Below are 16,961 nucleotides of genomic sequence, written 5' to 3'. Positions count from 1 at the left end.
GAATACCAGTCGGCAAGGCTAGACCAATTGCCAGAAGCCTTTCGATGCGTTGGGTATCAATACGCAGGGGCGGGGAGAAGGGATCTCATCGAGTTCGAATGAATCAGCGCAGCAGCCTGAGCTGCCGCGATAGGGTGTTCTGTGCGCCTGTTGTTAGGCTATTTGGGGTCTCTGCGGTGGCGCGACTGCCACAATACTTCAGCATCGCCTTGCTCTTGCACCAATAGGCGTGCCAAGACAAAGAGATAGTCCGATAAGCGGTTGAGGTAGGTTTGCGCCAGGGTATGGGGCTTGTCCTCGGCGCGGTTGAAGGTCACCACGGTGCGTTCCACCCGTCGGCATAGGGCCCGTGCCATATGGCAGCGCGCGGCCGCTTCGTTACCGCCGGGTAAGATAAAGTTAGTCAGCGGTGGCAGCTCGGCGTTATCGCGGTCGATTAAGGCTTCCAGCTGGTCGATAATGGCACCGTCGAGCAGGCTGTAGTCGGGCATGGCCAACTCGCCGCCTAGGTCGAACAGGTCGTGTTGAATTTGGCGCAGTTCGTCACGATGCGTGGAGGTCGGCGCCACACTCTCAATAAAGAAACCCAGGGTGCTGTTGAGCTCGTCTATATCGCCAATGGCCTGAATCCTTAGGCTGTCCTTGGCGATGCGTTCATTGATGCCCAAGCCGGTCGTGCCGTTGTCGCCGGTTTTGGTGTAGATCTTTGTCAGTCGGTAACCCAATTGCTTATGCCTCGATATAGAGTGGTAGGGTGATCTCGAAACGACAGCCATGGCCGAATTCCGATTCCACCTGCATTTGCCCGTTATGGTGTGAGCAAACAATGAAATAGCTGACGGACAGACCCAAGCCAGTGCCTGCGCCAACTTCTTTGGTGGTAAAAAATGGCTCAAATATTTTCTTGCGCGTTTGCGCGCTCATGCCGATGCCGTTGTCGACAACGCTGATAATACATTGGTTATCTAAGACGTATTGATGAATATGGATTATACCCTCATCAATATCGTTCAGACTCAGCATGCGCTCTTTGATGGCGAATACCGCATTTTTGATCAGATTGAGTAAGACCTGCTCCAGTTCACTAAATACTCCGGCAACCAGAGCCTGGGGTGCGGCAAAGTCTTGGTCGAAATTGAGGTCGAAATTGTCTTTGAAATCGCTCAGGCGATCGTCGGTTATGGCAATGTTAATAGCCTTTTCGAGTACATCGACAATCAAGCAGGGTTGCATATTCACGCCACTTTCACGGCTAAACTGCAGCATATTGGTGACCAGGTTCGAGGCCCGAATACCCGACTGAGAAATATTATCCAAGAATGCGTGTATTTTGCGTTCGGTGAGATAATGGTTCAGATGGTCCAGTTCAATACCGCTTTTCTCGGCCTGGAGCTGATTGATGGCCAGGTCGGGCGCGATGCGCCGCTTGATATTCTGTACATTCTGCACGATGGCGCTGATCGGGTTATTGATTTCATGCGCCATGCCCGCCGCCATGCCGCCCAATGACATAACCTTTTCGGACTGAATAATGGCTTCTTCCATCAGGAACTTATCGGTAATGTCATCGATCCGAATCACCGCGCTCGGTGCATCGGTGTCTTTGAGCGGGTAGACGATGATATCAAAGTGGCGGATCTGGTGGTGCACCGTTTGTTCGATATTGTGCAAGGTGCGTGATACGTTCTGATGCCAAACCTGTTCGATCCACTCAATATGCTGGGCGATCATCGGAAAGGCGTCTTGAACCTTACTACCGATCGCCTTGGTGCTGTCGGTGCCGCTCAGGTCGGAGGCTTCGCAGTTCCATTGGGTGACATTAAATTGTTGATCAATGGTGATCAGCACCGATGGCATCGAGTCGATAATGGAGGTCAAAAACTGCTGAAACTCGGTCAGCTTGGCCTCGATGCGCTTGCGCACCTGGACCTCAATTTCCAGCTGCTTATTGGTGGCCAGGGTGACATTGGCATAGTCATCGGCCTGTTCGAGCGCAATCGCGACCCGATCTCGCTCGGAGACAATCATTTCTTTACGCAGTTGTATCTGGTCGAGCATCTCATTAAAGGCATCTACTAAATCGCCTACCTCGTCATTCTGCATTTTTTCGGCGCGAATCAATGAATTGCCGCCATCGGCCAGCTTCTGGGTGATCTGCATCAGATGTTTGAGCGGGCGGAGCACGTAGCGGTAAAAAAATAGGTGCAGGATTAAAAACACCAGGCTGATCAGTGTTAATGAAACCATTAAGCGGGTTAACAGGCTAAAGTCGGTTACCTCATCGAAAAGCACCAGAAAACCGATCAACGCCAATGTGGCGGCGGCATAGCCAAAAAAGAGGCGTTGGCTGAGAGACCTGAACTGAAGCATGCGCAGTTGGATGCACTTCTAGGAAGCTAAAAGAAGCAATAAGACTGTCAGGATTTACCAGCTTGTGCAATTTGTTTATGCCACTTTGCTAAAAAGGGTGTCGCCAGCCCGAAGCCATGCGCCTGGTGCAACAAAAAGCCGGTAATGTAGTCGATTTCCGTTGGCCGACCGGTTCGGACATCCTCGGCCATCGAGGAGCGATTTTCCGCCGTGAGCGTGGCAACTTTCTGTATCAGCTGGTGCGGGTTGGCAATGGCTGGCAGCTTCAGATGTTGCATCAGCTGGCCTATTTCGCCACAGAGGCCGTCAATCTCGGCAGCAAATGCGGGTTCTAAGAGTTGGCCGTTACGAATCTGGTGGGCCGCAGTAATAGGGTTGATTACCGCATTGATTAGTATTTTTTGCCACAGTAACGGCTCAACCTGCTCCGTAACGATCGGATTCAACGGCCCATGCCAAGTGGCCAGGCGCGCCAGCATAGCCGCAGCGGGGCTCCGTGCCGATGAGCTAGGCGGTAAGCCCAGGTGGCTGGTGCCGTAACCGGTTTGTTGAAAGGTGTACGGGTCCAGTTTGAGCGCACCACAGGTAGTGGTGCCCCAGATCAGGCGGCCGGGGAACTGCTTTGCCAGCTGCTGCTGCGGACCCATGCCATTATGCAACAAGATCGCGACGGCATTGGGGTAGCGATTCAGCAGTACCTCTGCAGTGGCTTGCGCCTGATAAGCCTTACAACAGATCCAGATCAGCTCGACGGTGTCCTCTGCTGCACTCAAGGGTTGCCAGAGCAACGGCACGGACGTCGGGGTGCGCCGGCATTCAGTCGCCAAGCTTAGCTTTGGCCGATGGGCATAGGCCCAGACCGGGCCATAGAGTTGGGCTTGGGCGCAGGCGAGGGCGCCAATGGCACCCGGGCCCGCGATCAGAGAGCAGATTGCCGGCATAGACTGGTCAGATTCATGAAGTATGGCTCAGTCTAACCCAGCCTGATCTTGGATCAAGCCTCTTTGTCGTCCGGCGCCCAAAGGTGCACCGACTGACCATCGGCCATCTGTTCCAGATGCTCCAAGGCCGCGCTGATCACTTCGGACGCTGTTTGAGTGGCCTTGGCATTGGCATCGATCACCTCATAGTGCAGGGTGCCGGTCAGTGAGGCAAAGCCCATGGAGGTCGAATAGGCCCGAATCAGCAGGGCTTCTTGCACCCGGCGCACCAATTTGTGCGTGGTGAAATTGGATTCGTTGCCATAGAGCGATAGCGCTAAGGTGTTATCGTTGATCCGGGCGATATCATCCATTGGCCGGGCGGTATCGCGCAAGCGATCGCCGGCAGCCTTAAGCAACTGGTTCTTAAAGGACTCATCGTGCAGCGCGCTCATGTGCGCCAAATTATCGAAACGGCACAGCAGTAAGCCGATATGGCCGTTACGCCCCTTGTGCTGCTTTAAATAGCGGGACAGCTGCTGCTCCATAAAGACTTGGTTGCCTATCCCCGTGGCCGGATCAACCTGATTGAGCAGGGTGAGGGCACGAAACTGTTCTTTCAGGGCCAGCTCGCGCTGCAAGAGCGAGTTTTGAAAGCGGGAAATGCGCTGAGCGGCGTGCACACGGGGCAGTAGATGGGTCTTCATGGAGGTTTTGCCGACGAAGTCATCCACCCCTTGGGCGAAGGCCTGTTTCAAATCCTCATTTTCTTCCTTGGCTGTGAGCAAGACTATATAGGTGAACACGTTTTTACGCCGATTGAGTTCCCGCACCAGTTGGGTCAGTTCTAAACCGTCCATGCCGGGCATCAACCAATCGGCGAGCAAAACATCGGCATTGCGCTGCTTTAACATGGCTAAGGCGTCAATGGCGGTGTCGGCGACCCGGATGTCGGTAAAACCATCGAGTTGCAGTAGCTTGCGCACCACCGCACTGCTGAACTTGGTGTCGTCTACTATCATGATAGAGCTTGAGCTTGCTGGCATGTCCCTGTTTTTCCTGTGTTGCATCCATTGATATTAGAGTATAGAAGCTCATTATAAAGGGTGACATTTACTAATCTGTCAGAAAGACTTATTTTTGTCGAGAGCGTGAGGGGGTCCAATTTCAGATCTTCGGTTTGGCGTCTTGTCGAACGGAATTCGACTTTCGTCGTACATTTCTTCTTGGCCAGGTGGGCCGCCGGGTAGCAGGCCGTAGCCCGCCAGCCCACGAGTTACCTCACTGAGAGGTTAATTTAGCCGATAACAGAAAGAAATATTTTGCGGCCTATTGAAATGATGGCTTCTGCCCCAAATCTATGGGCTGCGGTTAAACAAACATACTAGTAAGTAAGTGTTTTAGAGTGGTTTACTTATTTAACTTGTTAATAACAATACTCCCAACTTTATTAGGAGACTGATCCATGAAAATCCGTCCTTTGCATGATCGCGTCGTAGTTCGCCGCAAAGAAGAAGAAACGACCACTGCTGGTGGTATTCTGTTGCCTGGTTCTGCGAAAGAAAAACCTTCACAGGGTGAAATTCTTGCTGTTGGTAATGGTCGTATCCTCGACAATGGGGAAGTTCGTCCCGTTGACCTTAAAGTCGGCGACACCGTTTTGTTCGGTCAATATTCCGGCAGCACCGTTAAAGTTGATGGTGAAGAGCTGTTGATTATGAGCGAAGGCGACGTTTTCGGCGTTATCGCTTAATTAAACCGAATCAAACAAATTAGGAAGGTAAGGAATTATGGCTGCTAAAGAAGTAGTTTTTGGTCTCTCCGCACGAGACAAGATGCAAAAAGGTGTGAATCTGTTGGCTGACGCGGTCAAGGTAACATTGGGGCCTAAGGGTCGTAATGTTGTATTGGCAAAATCTTATGGTGCACCCCTGGTGACCAAAGATGGCGTAACCGTTGCCAAAGAAATTGAATTGGAAGACGCGTTCGAAAATATGGGCGCTCAGATGGTTAAAGAAGTTGCCTCTAAAGCGAATGACGAAGCGGGTGACGGTACGACTACTGCCACCGTATTGGCCCAAGCCTTTGTAAACGAAGGCCTGAAGTCAGTTGCTGCCGGCATGAACCCAATGGATCTGAAGCGCGGTATCGACAAAGCGGCTGCGGCCGTAGTGATCGAGTTGGCCAAGCTGTCTACTCCTTGTACTGATGCTAAGTCTATTGCTCAGGTCGGTACTATTTCAGCGAACTCCGATGCCACCATCGGTCAGCTGATTGCCGATGCCATGGAGCGTGTTGGTAAAGAAGGCGTTATCACCGTTGAAGAAGGCAGTGGTTTCATCGACGAGCTCGAAGTTGTTGAAGGTATGCAGTTCGATCGCGGTTACCTGTCACCTTACTTCGTGACCAACCATGAGAACATGACTGCTGAACAGGAAAGCCCTTACATCCTGTTAGTCGACAAGAAGATCTCCAATATTCGTGATCTGATCCCAATCTTGGAAATGGTTGCCAAGTCAGGCCATCCCTTGACTATTATTGCCGAAGACATCGAAGGCGAAGCCTTAGCGACCTTGGTGGTCAACAACATGCGCGGTACCGTTAAGGTAGCAGCGACGAAAGCACCGGGTTTCGGTGACCGTCGTAAAGCCATGTTGCAAGATCTGGCGGTATTGACTGGCGCCACCGTGATTTCAGAAGAAGTTGGTTTGAGCCTTGAAACCGCTACCCTGGAACACCTGGGTTCTGCTAAGCGCGTAACCTCTACTAAAGAAATCACCGTTGTTGTTGATGGTGCCGGCAACCAGGCCGACATCAAGGCGCGTGTTGAGCAGATCCGTGCTGAGATTGAGCAATCAACTTCAGATTACGACAAAGAGAAGTTGCAAGAACGTGTTGCCAAATTGGCTGGTGGCGTTGCCGTACTGAAAGTCGGTGCTGCGTCTGAAGTCGAAATGAAAGAGAAGAAGTCACGCGTTGACGATGCTCTGCATGCAACCCGTGCAGCAGTTGAAGAAGGCGTTGTTGCTGGTGGCGGTGTTGCACTGGTCCGCGCGATGGCCAACATTATCGGCCTTAAGGGCGATAACGAAGACCAAAACGTCGGTATTGCTTTGGCGTTACGCGCCATGGAAGCTCCGTTACGTCAAATCGTTCGCAATGCCGGTGGCGAAGCCTCCGTGGTATTGAACGAAGTGAAGAAAGGCAAGGGCAACTTCGGATACAACGCCGCTACGGGCGACTATCTGGATATGATCGAAGCCGGCATCATTGACCCAACTAAGGTAACCCGTACTGCATTGCAAGCGGCTGCCTCGGTTGCAGGTCTGATGATCACGACTGAAGCCATGATCGCTGACAAGCCTGCCGATTCTGCTGCCTCTGCTGGCGGCATGCCGGATATGGGCGGAATGGGTGGCATGGGCGGCATGATGTAAGCAAGCTGCTTAAAACCTAGTAAGTCTCAAGAAGGCCCGCAAGCCGAGTGTTTGCGGGCTTTTTTATTGCCTGCTCGTCTTGTTTAGTCCTATACTGCCCCATTGAATCTAGGGGTATCAGGGGTGCAATGAGGGGTATCGGTAAATGTTTCCTCTCTCAATAGGGGTATTTTAAACACCGATACCCCTCATGATACCCCTACCGATACCCCTATGGAGGCGATGTTGTGGCGTTAACAGCAATGGAAGTGAAGCGTTTGACCTGCCCTGAAGGTCAGAAGCAAATTAAGAAAAGTGACGGTAACGGCTTGTATTTACTGGTAAAAGCCAGTGGGTCGAAGTTGTGGCGACTACGTTATCGGTACGCTGGGAAGCACCAGGAACTGGCTTTAGGTCAGTACCCCACGATACCCCTACTTGAAGCTCGAAACCTGGCTGCCCAGGCCCGTGCTCTACTGGTACAGGGTATTAACCCTACAGCAGAACGGCGCTCCAGAAAGCGTGAAACTGTCGCAGTAGAGCGAACATTCAAAATCATTGCATTAGCCTGGTGGGAGCAGCAAGAGTCCTCGTGGTCTTCTGATCACGCAAAGAAGGTAAAACGATGGATCGAGCAAGAGTTGAAGTCTATCGGTAAGCTGTCGGTTGATGCTGTCGATCAAGGGCATATTACGGAAGTGATGCTGTCAATTGAGAAAGGAGGTCATCCTCGCAAAGCTCCCGTTATACTCTCGGTGATCAATCGTATTTTCGGTTATGCACTGGCTCACCGGTTTACACGTAATAATCCAGCTCAAGGTTTACCCCTTAGCGATATTCTTAAACCCATGCCGAAGGTTGAACATCGTGCGGAAATTACTCGATCTAAGGATTTAGGTCAATTAATCCGTGATATCGATAATTCAGACTTAGGCAGCTACTGCACTGCTGAGGCGTTGAAGCTCATTCCCAGGTTATTCCTGAGACCTGGAGAAATTAGAAACCTTCGGTGGGATTACATCGACTTCGATCAAAAGATACTAGTCATTCCTGCTGAAGATATGAAGCGCGGTAGGGAACATCTGGTTCCCCTGGCTGATCAAGTCATCGAGCACTTACAGGCGGTTCAAGAGATAACAGGTTATTCATCGTATGTATTCCCAAATGAGCGCGATTCTGGCAAGCCACTATCTAAAAACGTCATGACCAACCTGCTGAGAAAACTCGGCTATTCTGCTGATGTGATGTCGGCTCATGGGTTCAGAGCTACGGCATCCACTATCTTACATGAGCAGGGCTGGAAACCAGAGGTCATTGAAGCTCAGTTGGCTCATCTAACGGGCACAGCCACTTCTAGAGCCTATAACCGGTCGATCTATTTATCTGAGAGAACCACAATGATGCAGATCTGGGCTGACTATCTCGAAGCGGTGCGTGATGGTGCTGATGTGGTGTCAATAGGAGCGAAGTAGGAGAGGACTTGATTTAAATCTATAACTATATGTTTTTACTATGTTTATTTAATATTAAAAAATAACAATGTTACCTCAAGTGTTACATCAAAATCTAACCATTTAGCCATGCGAATCCTATTCCTCTGCGCCTCTCAACAGCTCAATAATTCACCACTAAAATTTCATAAAATAGGAGAGCACTGTTGTTGTCTTGATCAAAAATTGTCATTTTTGAGAAGTTAGCTCCCAGCTTCCCAATGATAGGATGTTTTAAACAAGCAATTGGACGATAGAGTAGCAGTCAATTAGACGGATAACAGGCACCTTAAAACTATATTTTCAATTATATCGACATAGCAGCCTGATATGTCGATGTGAACGACACGTTAAAATTTAAGCATTTTACTTAGCGCCCTTTTAAGTTAGGCAATTAGACGGTATTATAGCAGTCAATCAGACGACAATATAACCAGCATCTGGACGCTATGGCTAAATCATTATTCCCAAGAGTTATCGCCCCACTGCTGCTGGAAGCACTAAGCGATACTCCAGTCGTTTGTTTATTAGGGCCTCGCCAGGTGGGTAAAACCACATTAGCCAGGGAATACTGCCCTAATTATTCCTACATCAGCTTTGACGACAGCACACTCCTGAACACTGCGCAACAAGACCCTACGGGGTTTATTCAGGGCTTGCCAGAACAAGTGATTTTAGATGAGGTGCAGCGAGCACCTGAATTATTACCAGCGATCAAGGCTGCTGTTGATCAGCGCAGAACACCTGGTCGCTTTCTGCTGACAGGTTCGGCGAATCTGTTGCTATTACCAAAGGTGCAAGAATCCCTGGCAGGGAGAGTTGAAGTATTAAACCTGTTTCCATTAACGGAACAAGAGAAGCACCGCAATGAAAACTCCCTGCTTAGCTCCTTGATTAGCGGAAAAATAGCTCCGCAAATCATTGGAGAGCAGAGTGTTATTGAGGGTGTCGCTGAAGCTGTATGCCAGGGTGGCTACCCAGAACCGAATACTCGCTCGGCTGCCAGAGCCAGACAATGGCATCGGCAATATCTGAATGCCATTATTCAGCGCGATGTTAAAGATATTGCGGCCATTCGGGATGAAGATGAAATGCTCGCCTTGATGGAAATGCTGGCCTACCGGACAGGCACTTTACTCAATGTCAGTAGCATGGCTAATGAGTTAAAAATGACCCGGGAGACCACTGAAAAATACTTGAGCATACTTGAGCGCCTGTTTTTAGTGCGCAGACTTTCCGCCTGGCATCGTAACCAGTCCAAACGATTGGTGAAGACACCCAAAGTACACGTTATTGATTCCGGCCTTGCGACGACACTCAGCGGGTTAAAAACCGACGATTGGAATAACCATAAAAGCAATTTTGGCCCTGTATTAGAAAGTTTTGTCGTTCAGCAGCTTATTTGTCAGGCCAGCTGGATAGGCAGTGATTTTAAATTCAGCCATTACCGCGATAAAGACCAGGTAGAAGTTGACCTGGTGATAGAACGTGGCCAACAGCTTTGGGGAGTAGAAGTAAAAAAAGCAGCCAGTATCAACCCAAAAGACAGTGCAGGTCTGGCCCGTTTGGCCGCTCAGGCAGGTAAGCGCTTTCAGGGTGGCATCTTACTCTATTGTGGCAATAACACCTTGCCGCTGACTCAAGACAATTGTTATGCGGTACCGATGAATACACTCTGGCAATAGAAAATTTTAATTAAAAAGTAATACGGCAATTATATGAAAAACGCTTATGTGTATAGGACGAAAACGATAGATGTTTGAACAAACTTTTAAAAATATGGATGATGTGCTCTGGAAAGAGGCCGGTTGAATTAACCGGAGCAAACCAAAATACGCTTAAAGTTAGATTACGGGAGTTGGTGAATGCAGGGCGACTTCAGCGGTATGGTAAAGGGCGAGCAACGTGGTATAGCGCTTGATTTATAATGCTCAGGTAAAGCCACTAAAGCCTGTACTATGAACTCGTAATATTGAAAATAATGGCAACAATTAAATAACAAACGCATAAAGGAATAACTGTGGTTTCAGAGGCCGACACCAGAGCAAATTACATAGATCCAGCTTTAAAGGCAGCCAACTGGCAGTCAAGTAACATCATTCGTGAACACTATTTCACGGATGGTCGAAAACTTGCCGGTGGAACCCGAGGCCGTCGCTGCTTTGTTGATTACCTATTACATAAAGACAATCGTTACTTAGCTGTCGTCGAAGCTAAAAAAGAAGATGAGCACCCCACTAAAGGGCTTCAACAAGCTATAGATTACGCTAAAAAACTCAACGTACGCTTCGTTTATTCTAGCAATGGCAAAGCAACCTATGAGTTTGATCTGGAAACAGGCAAAGGCGATTATATTGAGTTTTACCCTACACCGGCAGAACTTGAACAACGTTTTGAAAGCACCACAACTGATTTAGGGCAGCAACTACGCAATATACCCTTTCACTTAGAAGGTGCAATGCAGCCACGGTATTATCAGGAACTGGCGGTACACGCTGCAACCGATGCCATTGGTCAGAGTAAACCACGCATATTACTCACGCTTGCTACAGGCACCGGTAAAACCTTTATCGCCTTTCAGATAGTACATAAACTCTTTCAAGCTCGCTGGAATAGAGCTCAACCAGGTAGTCGCCGCCCTCGCATACTCTTTTTGGCAGACCGTAACATTCTGGCAGATCAAGCAATTAACACCTTCAACCCTTACGAAAAAGATCTTATTAAAATCAATGGTGAGGAGGTTCGAAGCCGTAATGGCGTTGTACCCACTAACGCTCATATATTTTTTGCCATCTATCAGGCTATTGCTGAACGAGAAAATATCGATGGCTATTACAAAGCATACCCAGAGGACTTTTTTGATTTAATTCTTATCGACGAGTGTCACCGAGGTGCTGCGAATGAGGCTGGCTCATGGCGTGCAATATTGGATCACTTTACCAGTGCCGTACACCTTGGCTTAACAGCAACGCCCAAGCGCACAGATAACGTAGATACTTATGATTATTTTGGCCAGCCTGCTTTTGAATACTCGTTGAAAGAGGGCATTAATGATGGTTTTTTAACGCCTTACCGAGTAAAGCGGGTACGTACCAATTTGGATGAACTGGTACTGACAAAAGACGATCAGGTTGTTGAGGGAGAATCGAGTCAGGACATCTACCAAGTGGAAGATTACGACAAAAAAATCGTCGTGGATGAACGAACCGAACTGGTCGCCAAAACCATTCTGAACAATATGCACCGAATGGATAAAACCATTGTTTTTTGTGAAAACCAAAATCATGCGCTCACCATGCGCGACATGATTAACAAACATAAAACGGTAACCGATCCTCACTACTGCGTTCGGGTTACAAGCGATGAAGGTAAGATTGGCCGAGAGCTGCTAGAGAAATTTCAAGATAACGACAAAGATATCCCCACTATTTTGACTTCATCACAAATGCTAACCACAGGAGTAGATGCCCGTAATGTTCGTAATATCGTACTCGACAGAAGCATTGGCTCTATGGTGGAGTTTAAACAGATAATTGGCCGTGGTACCCGTGTATTTGAAGGTAAGGATTATTTCACCATTATTGACTTTCGTGGTGCGACCAATAAATTCTACGATCAAGATTGGGATGGCGAGCCGGAAGCACCGGAACCGGGTGGCACCAGCGAACCAACCCCACCACCTTATACATCAAATCCACCTGTTACTGATGATCCGCCCATGGGTGATCCCGGTGAGCCATTGCCTCGCCTAAAGATAAAACTAGGCAAGCACAGGGAACTCAAAGTTATTGATATAGAAACTCGCTATATTGATGAAAACGGCAAGCCACTTACCCTGCAAGAGTTTGTAGAACGCCTGCTGCAACAACTACCTGGGCTATTTAAGTCAGTTGAGGAGCTAAGAGATATTTGGTCAGATCCTGATCAACGAGAGACGTTACTCAATAAATTGGTGCAGGCTGGCTTTGATAAAGAACAGTTAACCGTGTTACGTCGTATGTTCGAAGCCGAAGAGTGCGATGTATTCGACCTGCTCGCCTTTCTTGCCTTTGAGCAACCCATGTCCACAAGGCACTACCGAGCAGAAGCTGTTCGTAATAATCAAGATTTTTTTGGTCAATATCAGCAAGATAAAGCACAAAACTTTTTACGTTTCGTACTCAATCGCTATGAGCAGACAGGGGTAACGGAGTTATCCCGTGAGCGCCTGCCAGCACTGATTGAGCTGTCAGGTTTGGGCACCACTAAAGATGCTTCACAAGCCTTTGGCGGTAAGCCAGCACATTTGCTTGCGGCATTTAAACAGTTGCAACATCAGCTTTATCATATGGCGTAATTTATGGAAATTGCATTAGCACCCAATCAACTCTGCACAGATCGGCAAACACTAACTGTTGATAAAGTTGCGACTCTTATTGGAGAAAATGGTTGTGGTAAATCTACAATTTTACATTCTATTTTCAACTCAAGAATCACTGGGTCAGAAGAAGAAAATGGCCGGTTAATATGTTTCACCTCAGGCCAAAATGAAAATTTTTCGGGGATTTTTTCTAATAGAATAAACAGATTGAGAAAAACAAATGACATTAGTGATATTGATTTTGGCTGTTTATATTTTACCAAACGAGATGTGCGTTCATTAGTTTTTCTGGCCACGACATTTGTCCCTCAAGGCTTAGTAAGGTCATTCCTTGGAAAAAAGGAGTATATAAAAATTGAAGATGATTTAGACAAAATATCAACTTTCTCTATTCCGTTAGAAATACCAATAAATTATCTTAAAACGATTAAGTCGGATGAAGAAAAAGAGGCTCTGAATTTTGACCACCCTTCAATTAGGAAGAGGCCATTTAATCAGCGCCTTGAGTCATTTATTGACAGTGCTAGCGAGCTAGATACTTTTGAGACAATCCTTGAGAAAGGAAAAGGGATAAAAAGTCAAAATATATCCTTCACATCAAAGGCCTTTTTTAATTGTTTCGATGGGTCAAAGTTAGACGCGACAAAATTTCTAGTCGAAGGAGCCTATAACGGCTATTTTCTTGATGCTGATGGCTCACAGTTAAGGTTTAACGAAGGCCTAGAGTTTGAAGAGTTGAGCGATGGTGAATACCAAATGTTATTCCTCTACTCATTGATTGATTTATTCGACTCCGAAAATACATTGTTTCTATTAGATGAGGCGGACTCCCACCTTCATTACACGAATGTTAAAAAACTATGGCGAACATTAAAGGGGGCCAAAGGCCAAACAATAACAACATCTCATCTTCTAGAATCGATTTCAGCAACAGGTATAAACAACATTCATCTTATTTCCAAAGGTAGAATTACAGATGAGGATAAATTTTCAGCACTGACAAAGCGTTTAGATCAATTAGGCTATGTCCAAAAAGCGCAATTTAAAGTTTGCTCTCTTATTGAGAATATTGTGCTTATAGACGACCCTGATGACTGGGTTATTTTCAAGATGCTTGCTGAAAGGAAGCTAGAGCGGCCGCTTCCAAGATTGAACGATATACAAGCTATTAAGAAAGAATCAAATTACGAGCAACATACCTGTGGTTTTGGTAAAAGTAAAATTGCATGGGCGGATGCTTTTTCAATACGATCCTCGGAATGGGATATTCAAACAAAAAATATTTTTCTTATCTGCGATAGGGATAACTTGCCTGTCACTAGTATCGATGTAGCCAATGGAGTCTCAGTTAATGGGGAAAATGCGCAACCAAGTAGTTGGTCAGGCCAAGCCAACCCAAAAGTACATTTGCTCTCTTGGCGACACCGTGAAATTGAAAATTATCTTCTTAGCCATACTGCGCTAATCGTACATAATCAATTACCTCAAATTAATGATCAGCTAGGAGTTGAGTATCAGTTAGATGCAAACGTGGCTTCCGATTCTGAGCCTGTGAGACGTCTTGATGTGAAGGAAGTTATTAAACCTATTATCAAACCAGTAGAAGGTTTATGCCTTGAATCACTACAAGAATATATCAACCTAATCCCACCCTCAGAAATCAGCGAAGACATCACTAATATGTACAACTTTATTATCGGAAAACTTTAAGCATGTCATTACAACAAAAAATAGACCGCATTACCGACATTCTCCGCCGTGACGATGGCATCAGTGGTGCCATGCACTATACCGAGCAAACCTCATGGGTATTGTTTCTTAAGTTTTTAGATGACTACGAATCAGAAAAAGAAGACGAAGCGGTATTGTCTGGCAAAGACTACCAGCCGGTATTGGATAAAGAACACCGCTGGGGAAATTGGGCCTGCCCCAAAACAAGTAACGGCAAGCTAGACATCACCAAAGTCCGTACAGGCGACGACCTTACCGATTATGTAAACAACGAGCTTTTCCCTTATTTGAAAGCCTTTGCCACCATTACCACCGCCGACCCTAAATCCTTTACCTATAAAATTGGGGGAATCTTTCAATACTTAGATAACAAGGTTGCCTCTGGTCATACACTGCGTGAGGTGCTGGATATTATCGACACCCTTAACTTTCAATCCAGCGATGAGATGTTTGAGCTGTCGCATGTGTATGAAGGCTTATTACAAAATATGGGGGATGCGGGTGGCTATGCCGGTGAGTTTTATACGCCCCGCGCGGTCATTCGCAGTATTGTAAACGTAATAGACCCACAGCCAGGGCAAAGTATTTATGATGCTGCTGCTGGTTCATGCGGGTTTTTAGTACAAGCCTTTGAACACCTAAAAGCCCAAAAAGATAAGCTAAACACCGACCAATGGGATTTTATTCAGCGCGATACCTTTTTTGGTTATGAGAAAACGTCATTGGCCTATGTGATGGGTATGATGAATATGATTTTGCACGGTATCGAGTCACCTAACCTGTACCGTGGCAATACTCTCACACAAAACATCCGCGATATTCAGGAAAAAGACCGTTACGACATTATTCTGGCTAATCCGCCTTTTGGAGGTAAAGAAAAATCACAAATCCAACAAAATTTTCCCATTCAAAGTAACGCTACTGAATTGCTGTTTTTACAGCACTTTATGAAAACCTTAAAAGTGGGTGGTAAAGCAGCGATAGTCGTGCCAGAAGGCGTGCTGTTCCAAACCAATAGCGCCTTTAAACAAGTGAAACAGGAATTGTTAGAAAACTTTAACCTGCATACCATTTTAAGCCTGCCTGCTGGGGTGTTTTTGCCGTACTCGGGTGTTAAAACCAATGTGCTATTTTTTGAGCGTAGTGGTGGCACCAGTGATGTGTGGTATTACGAATGCGAGCCAGAGCAAAAACTCACCAAAAATAAGCCGATTACCGATGGGCATTTAAAAGAATTTGTTGAATTGTATGCAAGTCGTGAAACCACCGAACTGTCATGGACAGTGCCTTTCAGCAAGCTAACAGAAGATTATGACCTGTCCGCCAAAAATCCTGCCAAACAGAAGGATGCCGAGCATTTAGCACCCAGCGATATTCTTAAACAGATCCGTACTAAGGAAAAGTTGGTGTCAGGCCTGTTGGATGAAATTGAAAGCCTGTTGGTGGAGAAGTAGACATGGAGCAGGCTTTATATGAATTGCCGGATGGTTGGGAGTGGCACAAGCTAGTTAACTTGACAACAAAAATTGGGAGTGGGGCTACTCCAAAAGGCGGTGAGAAAGCATACAAAGAAAGTGGTATTTCCCTCATAAGGAGCCTTAATGTGCATGACTGCCGGTTTAAATTTAAGAGGCTGGCATTTATTGACGATGATCAAGCTTATGCACTAAAGAATGTTGTTGTCAAAACGGGTGATATTTTACTTAATATAACCGGAGCATCAATTGCTCGTAGTTGTATTGTGCCTGATGAATACCTACCAGCTAGAGTTAATCAGCACGTAGCAATACTACGTGTTAAAGAGAATATTGATAATGGTTTTTTAAATTATTTAGTTGTCAGTCCAAAATTTAAAGCTAACTTATTGTGGCAGGGTGCTGGCGGTGCTACGCGGCAAGCTTTAACCAAAACAATGATTGAACAGCTTGATATTCCTTTGCCGCTGATCTCTGAACAAAAACGCATCGTCGAAAAACTCGATGCACTGATCACCCTCATCGACACCGCCATTGAGCATTTACAGGAAAGTGTTAAGTTGGCCGATGCATTGTATGCTAGTCAGCTAAGCAATGTATTTAGCTTAGGCCACGAACAATGGCCTTCGATGGAGTTACACCAAGTCGCTAAAGTTGCAAGGGGGAAGTCAAAGCACCGACCAAGGAATGACAAATCACTTTTTGGAGGAGATTACCCCTTTATACAAACGGGGGATGTTCGCAATGCTCAGAAGTACATTTCGGCTTACTCAGCCACATACAGTGAGAAAGGTTTGCAGCAAAGCAAATTATGGGCAAAGGGTACAATTTGCCTGACAATAGCAGCAAATATAGGGGATGTTGCTATTTTGGATATGGATGCTTGCTTTCCTGATAGCGTTGTTGGGATTTCATCCAGTGAGTTATCGACTGAATATCTTTATTACTTTCTGACTACGCTTCAACAGTATCTAGATACCCAAGCAAATGCAGCCGCCCAAAAGAACATTAATCTTAAAATCTTATCTAGGATCAAGCTTTCAGTTCCGACGACAGAAGAGCAAAAAGTGATTGTGGAAAAAATAAAGGCTATGGATACTTTATCAATTGAACTAAAAAAAGAGTTAAATGAAAAAATCCAATATTTAAGTGAACTTAAGGAATCAATACTCAATTCAGCCTTTAAAGGCGAACTCTAG

General features: G+C 46.5%; 12 protein-coding genes. 8 read left to right on the top strand and 4 right to left on the bottom strand.

What is annotated here, in order from left to right:
• Nucleotides 1-158: 158 nt before the first annotated feature.
• Genes REIFOR_RS09690 through REIFOR_RS09675 form a run of 4 tightly spaced genes read right to left on the bottom strand, consistent with a single transcriptional unit; the run spans nucleotide 159 to nucleotide 4,336 of the window.
• Entirely contained in the window at nucleotides 159-725 is a 567-nt protein-coding gene (locus REIFOR_RS09690; protein ID WP_100257359.1) for a cob(I)yrinic acid a,c-diamide adenosyltransferase, read from the bottom strand.
• A gap of 4 nt (nucleotides 726-729) precedes the next feature.
• Entirely contained in the window at nucleotides 730-2,370 is a 1,641-nt protein-coding gene (locus REIFOR_RS09685; protein ID WP_100257358.1) for a sensor histidine kinase, read from the bottom strand.
• A 47-nt stretch (nucleotides 2,371-2,417) separates the two neighbouring features.
• Nucleotides 2,418-3,311, bottom strand: coding sequence for a ketopantoate reductase family protein (locus tag REIFOR_RS09680; protein ID WP_100257357.1), 894 nt, complete (start codon nucleotides 3,309-3,311; stop codon nucleotides 2,418-2,420).
• A 53-nt stretch (nucleotides 3,312-3,364) separates the two neighbouring features.
• Nucleotides 3,365-4,336, bottom strand: coding sequence for a response regulator (locus REIFOR_RS09675; protein ID WP_158524345.1), 972 nt, complete (start codon nucleotides 4,334-4,336; stop codon nucleotides 3,365-3,367).
• A 419-nt stretch (nucleotides 4,337-4,755) separates the two neighbouring features.
• Here REIFOR_RS09675 and REIFOR_RS09670 point away from each other — a divergent pair, with 419 nt between their 5' ends.
• From REIFOR_RS09670 to REIFOR_RS17010, 8 genes are all read left to right on the top strand, one after another.
• The gene (locus tag REIFOR_RS09670) at nucleotides 4,756-5,043 is read left to right on the top strand and encodes a co-chaperone GroES (protein ID WP_100257355.1); all 288 of its coding nucleotides are present in this window, start codon (nucleotides 4,756-4,758) and stop codon (nucleotides 5,041-5,043) included.
• A gap of 37 nt (nucleotides 5,044-5,080) precedes the next feature.
• A complete protein-coding gene (gene groL, locus REIFOR_RS09665; protein ID WP_100257354.1) occupies nucleotides 5,081-6,727 on the top strand; it encodes a chaperonin GroEL in 1,647 nt (548 codons plus the stop codon).
• A 227-nt stretch (nucleotides 6,728-6,954) separates the two neighbouring features.
• Entirely contained in the window at nucleotides 6,955-8,178 is a 1,224-nt protein-coding gene (locus tag REIFOR_RS09660) for a tyrosine-type recombinase/integrase (protein ID WP_100257353.1), read from the top strand.
• Nucleotides 8,179-8,645: 467 nt separating this feature from the next.
• Nucleotides 8,646-9,881 (top strand): ATP-binding protein, encoded by a 1,236-nt coding sequence (locus REIFOR_RS09655; RefSeq protein WP_100257352.1) that lies wholly within the window; start codon nucleotides 8,646-8,648, stop codon nucleotides 9,879-9,881.
• Nucleotides 9,882-10,216: 335 nt separating this feature from the next.
• Nucleotides 10,217-12,532, top strand: a complete 2,316-nt coding sequence (gene hsdR, locus REIFOR_RS09645) for an EcoAI/FtnUII family type I restriction enzme subunit R (RefSeq protein ID WP_100257351.1) — start codon at nucleotides 10,217-10,219, stop codon at nucleotides 12,530-12,532.
• A gap of 3 nt (nucleotides 12,533-12,535) precedes the next feature.
• Nucleotides 12,536-14,266, top strand: a complete 1,731-nt coding sequence (locus REIFOR_RS09640; protein ID WP_100257350.1) for an AAA family ATPase — start codon at nucleotides 12,536-12,538, stop codon at nucleotides 14,264-14,266.
• A 2-nt stretch (nucleotides 14,267-14,268) separates the two neighbouring features.
• A complete protein-coding gene (locus REIFOR_RS09635; RefSeq protein WP_100257349.1) occupies nucleotides 14,269-15,741 on the top strand; it encodes a class I SAM-dependent DNA methyltransferase in 1,473 nt (490 codons plus the stop codon).
• A 2-nt stretch (nucleotides 15,742-15,743) separates the two neighbouring features.
• Nucleotides 15,744-16,961 carry a restriction endonuclease subunit S gene (locus REIFOR_RS17010; RefSeq protein ID WP_227003657.1) on the top strand — a complete coding sequence of 406 codons (1,218 nt, stop codon included), beginning with the start codon at nucleotides 15,744-15,746 and terminating at the stop codon, nucleotides 16,959-16,961.

Origin of the sequence: Reinekea forsetii (genome assembly GCF_002795845.1) — a bacterium.
Taxonomy (GTDB): Bacteria; Pseudomonadota; Gammaproteobacteria; order Pseudomonadales; family Natronospirillaceae; genus Reinekea; species Reinekea forsetii.
This window is presented reverse-complemented; position numbering and strand designations above follow the sequence as displayed.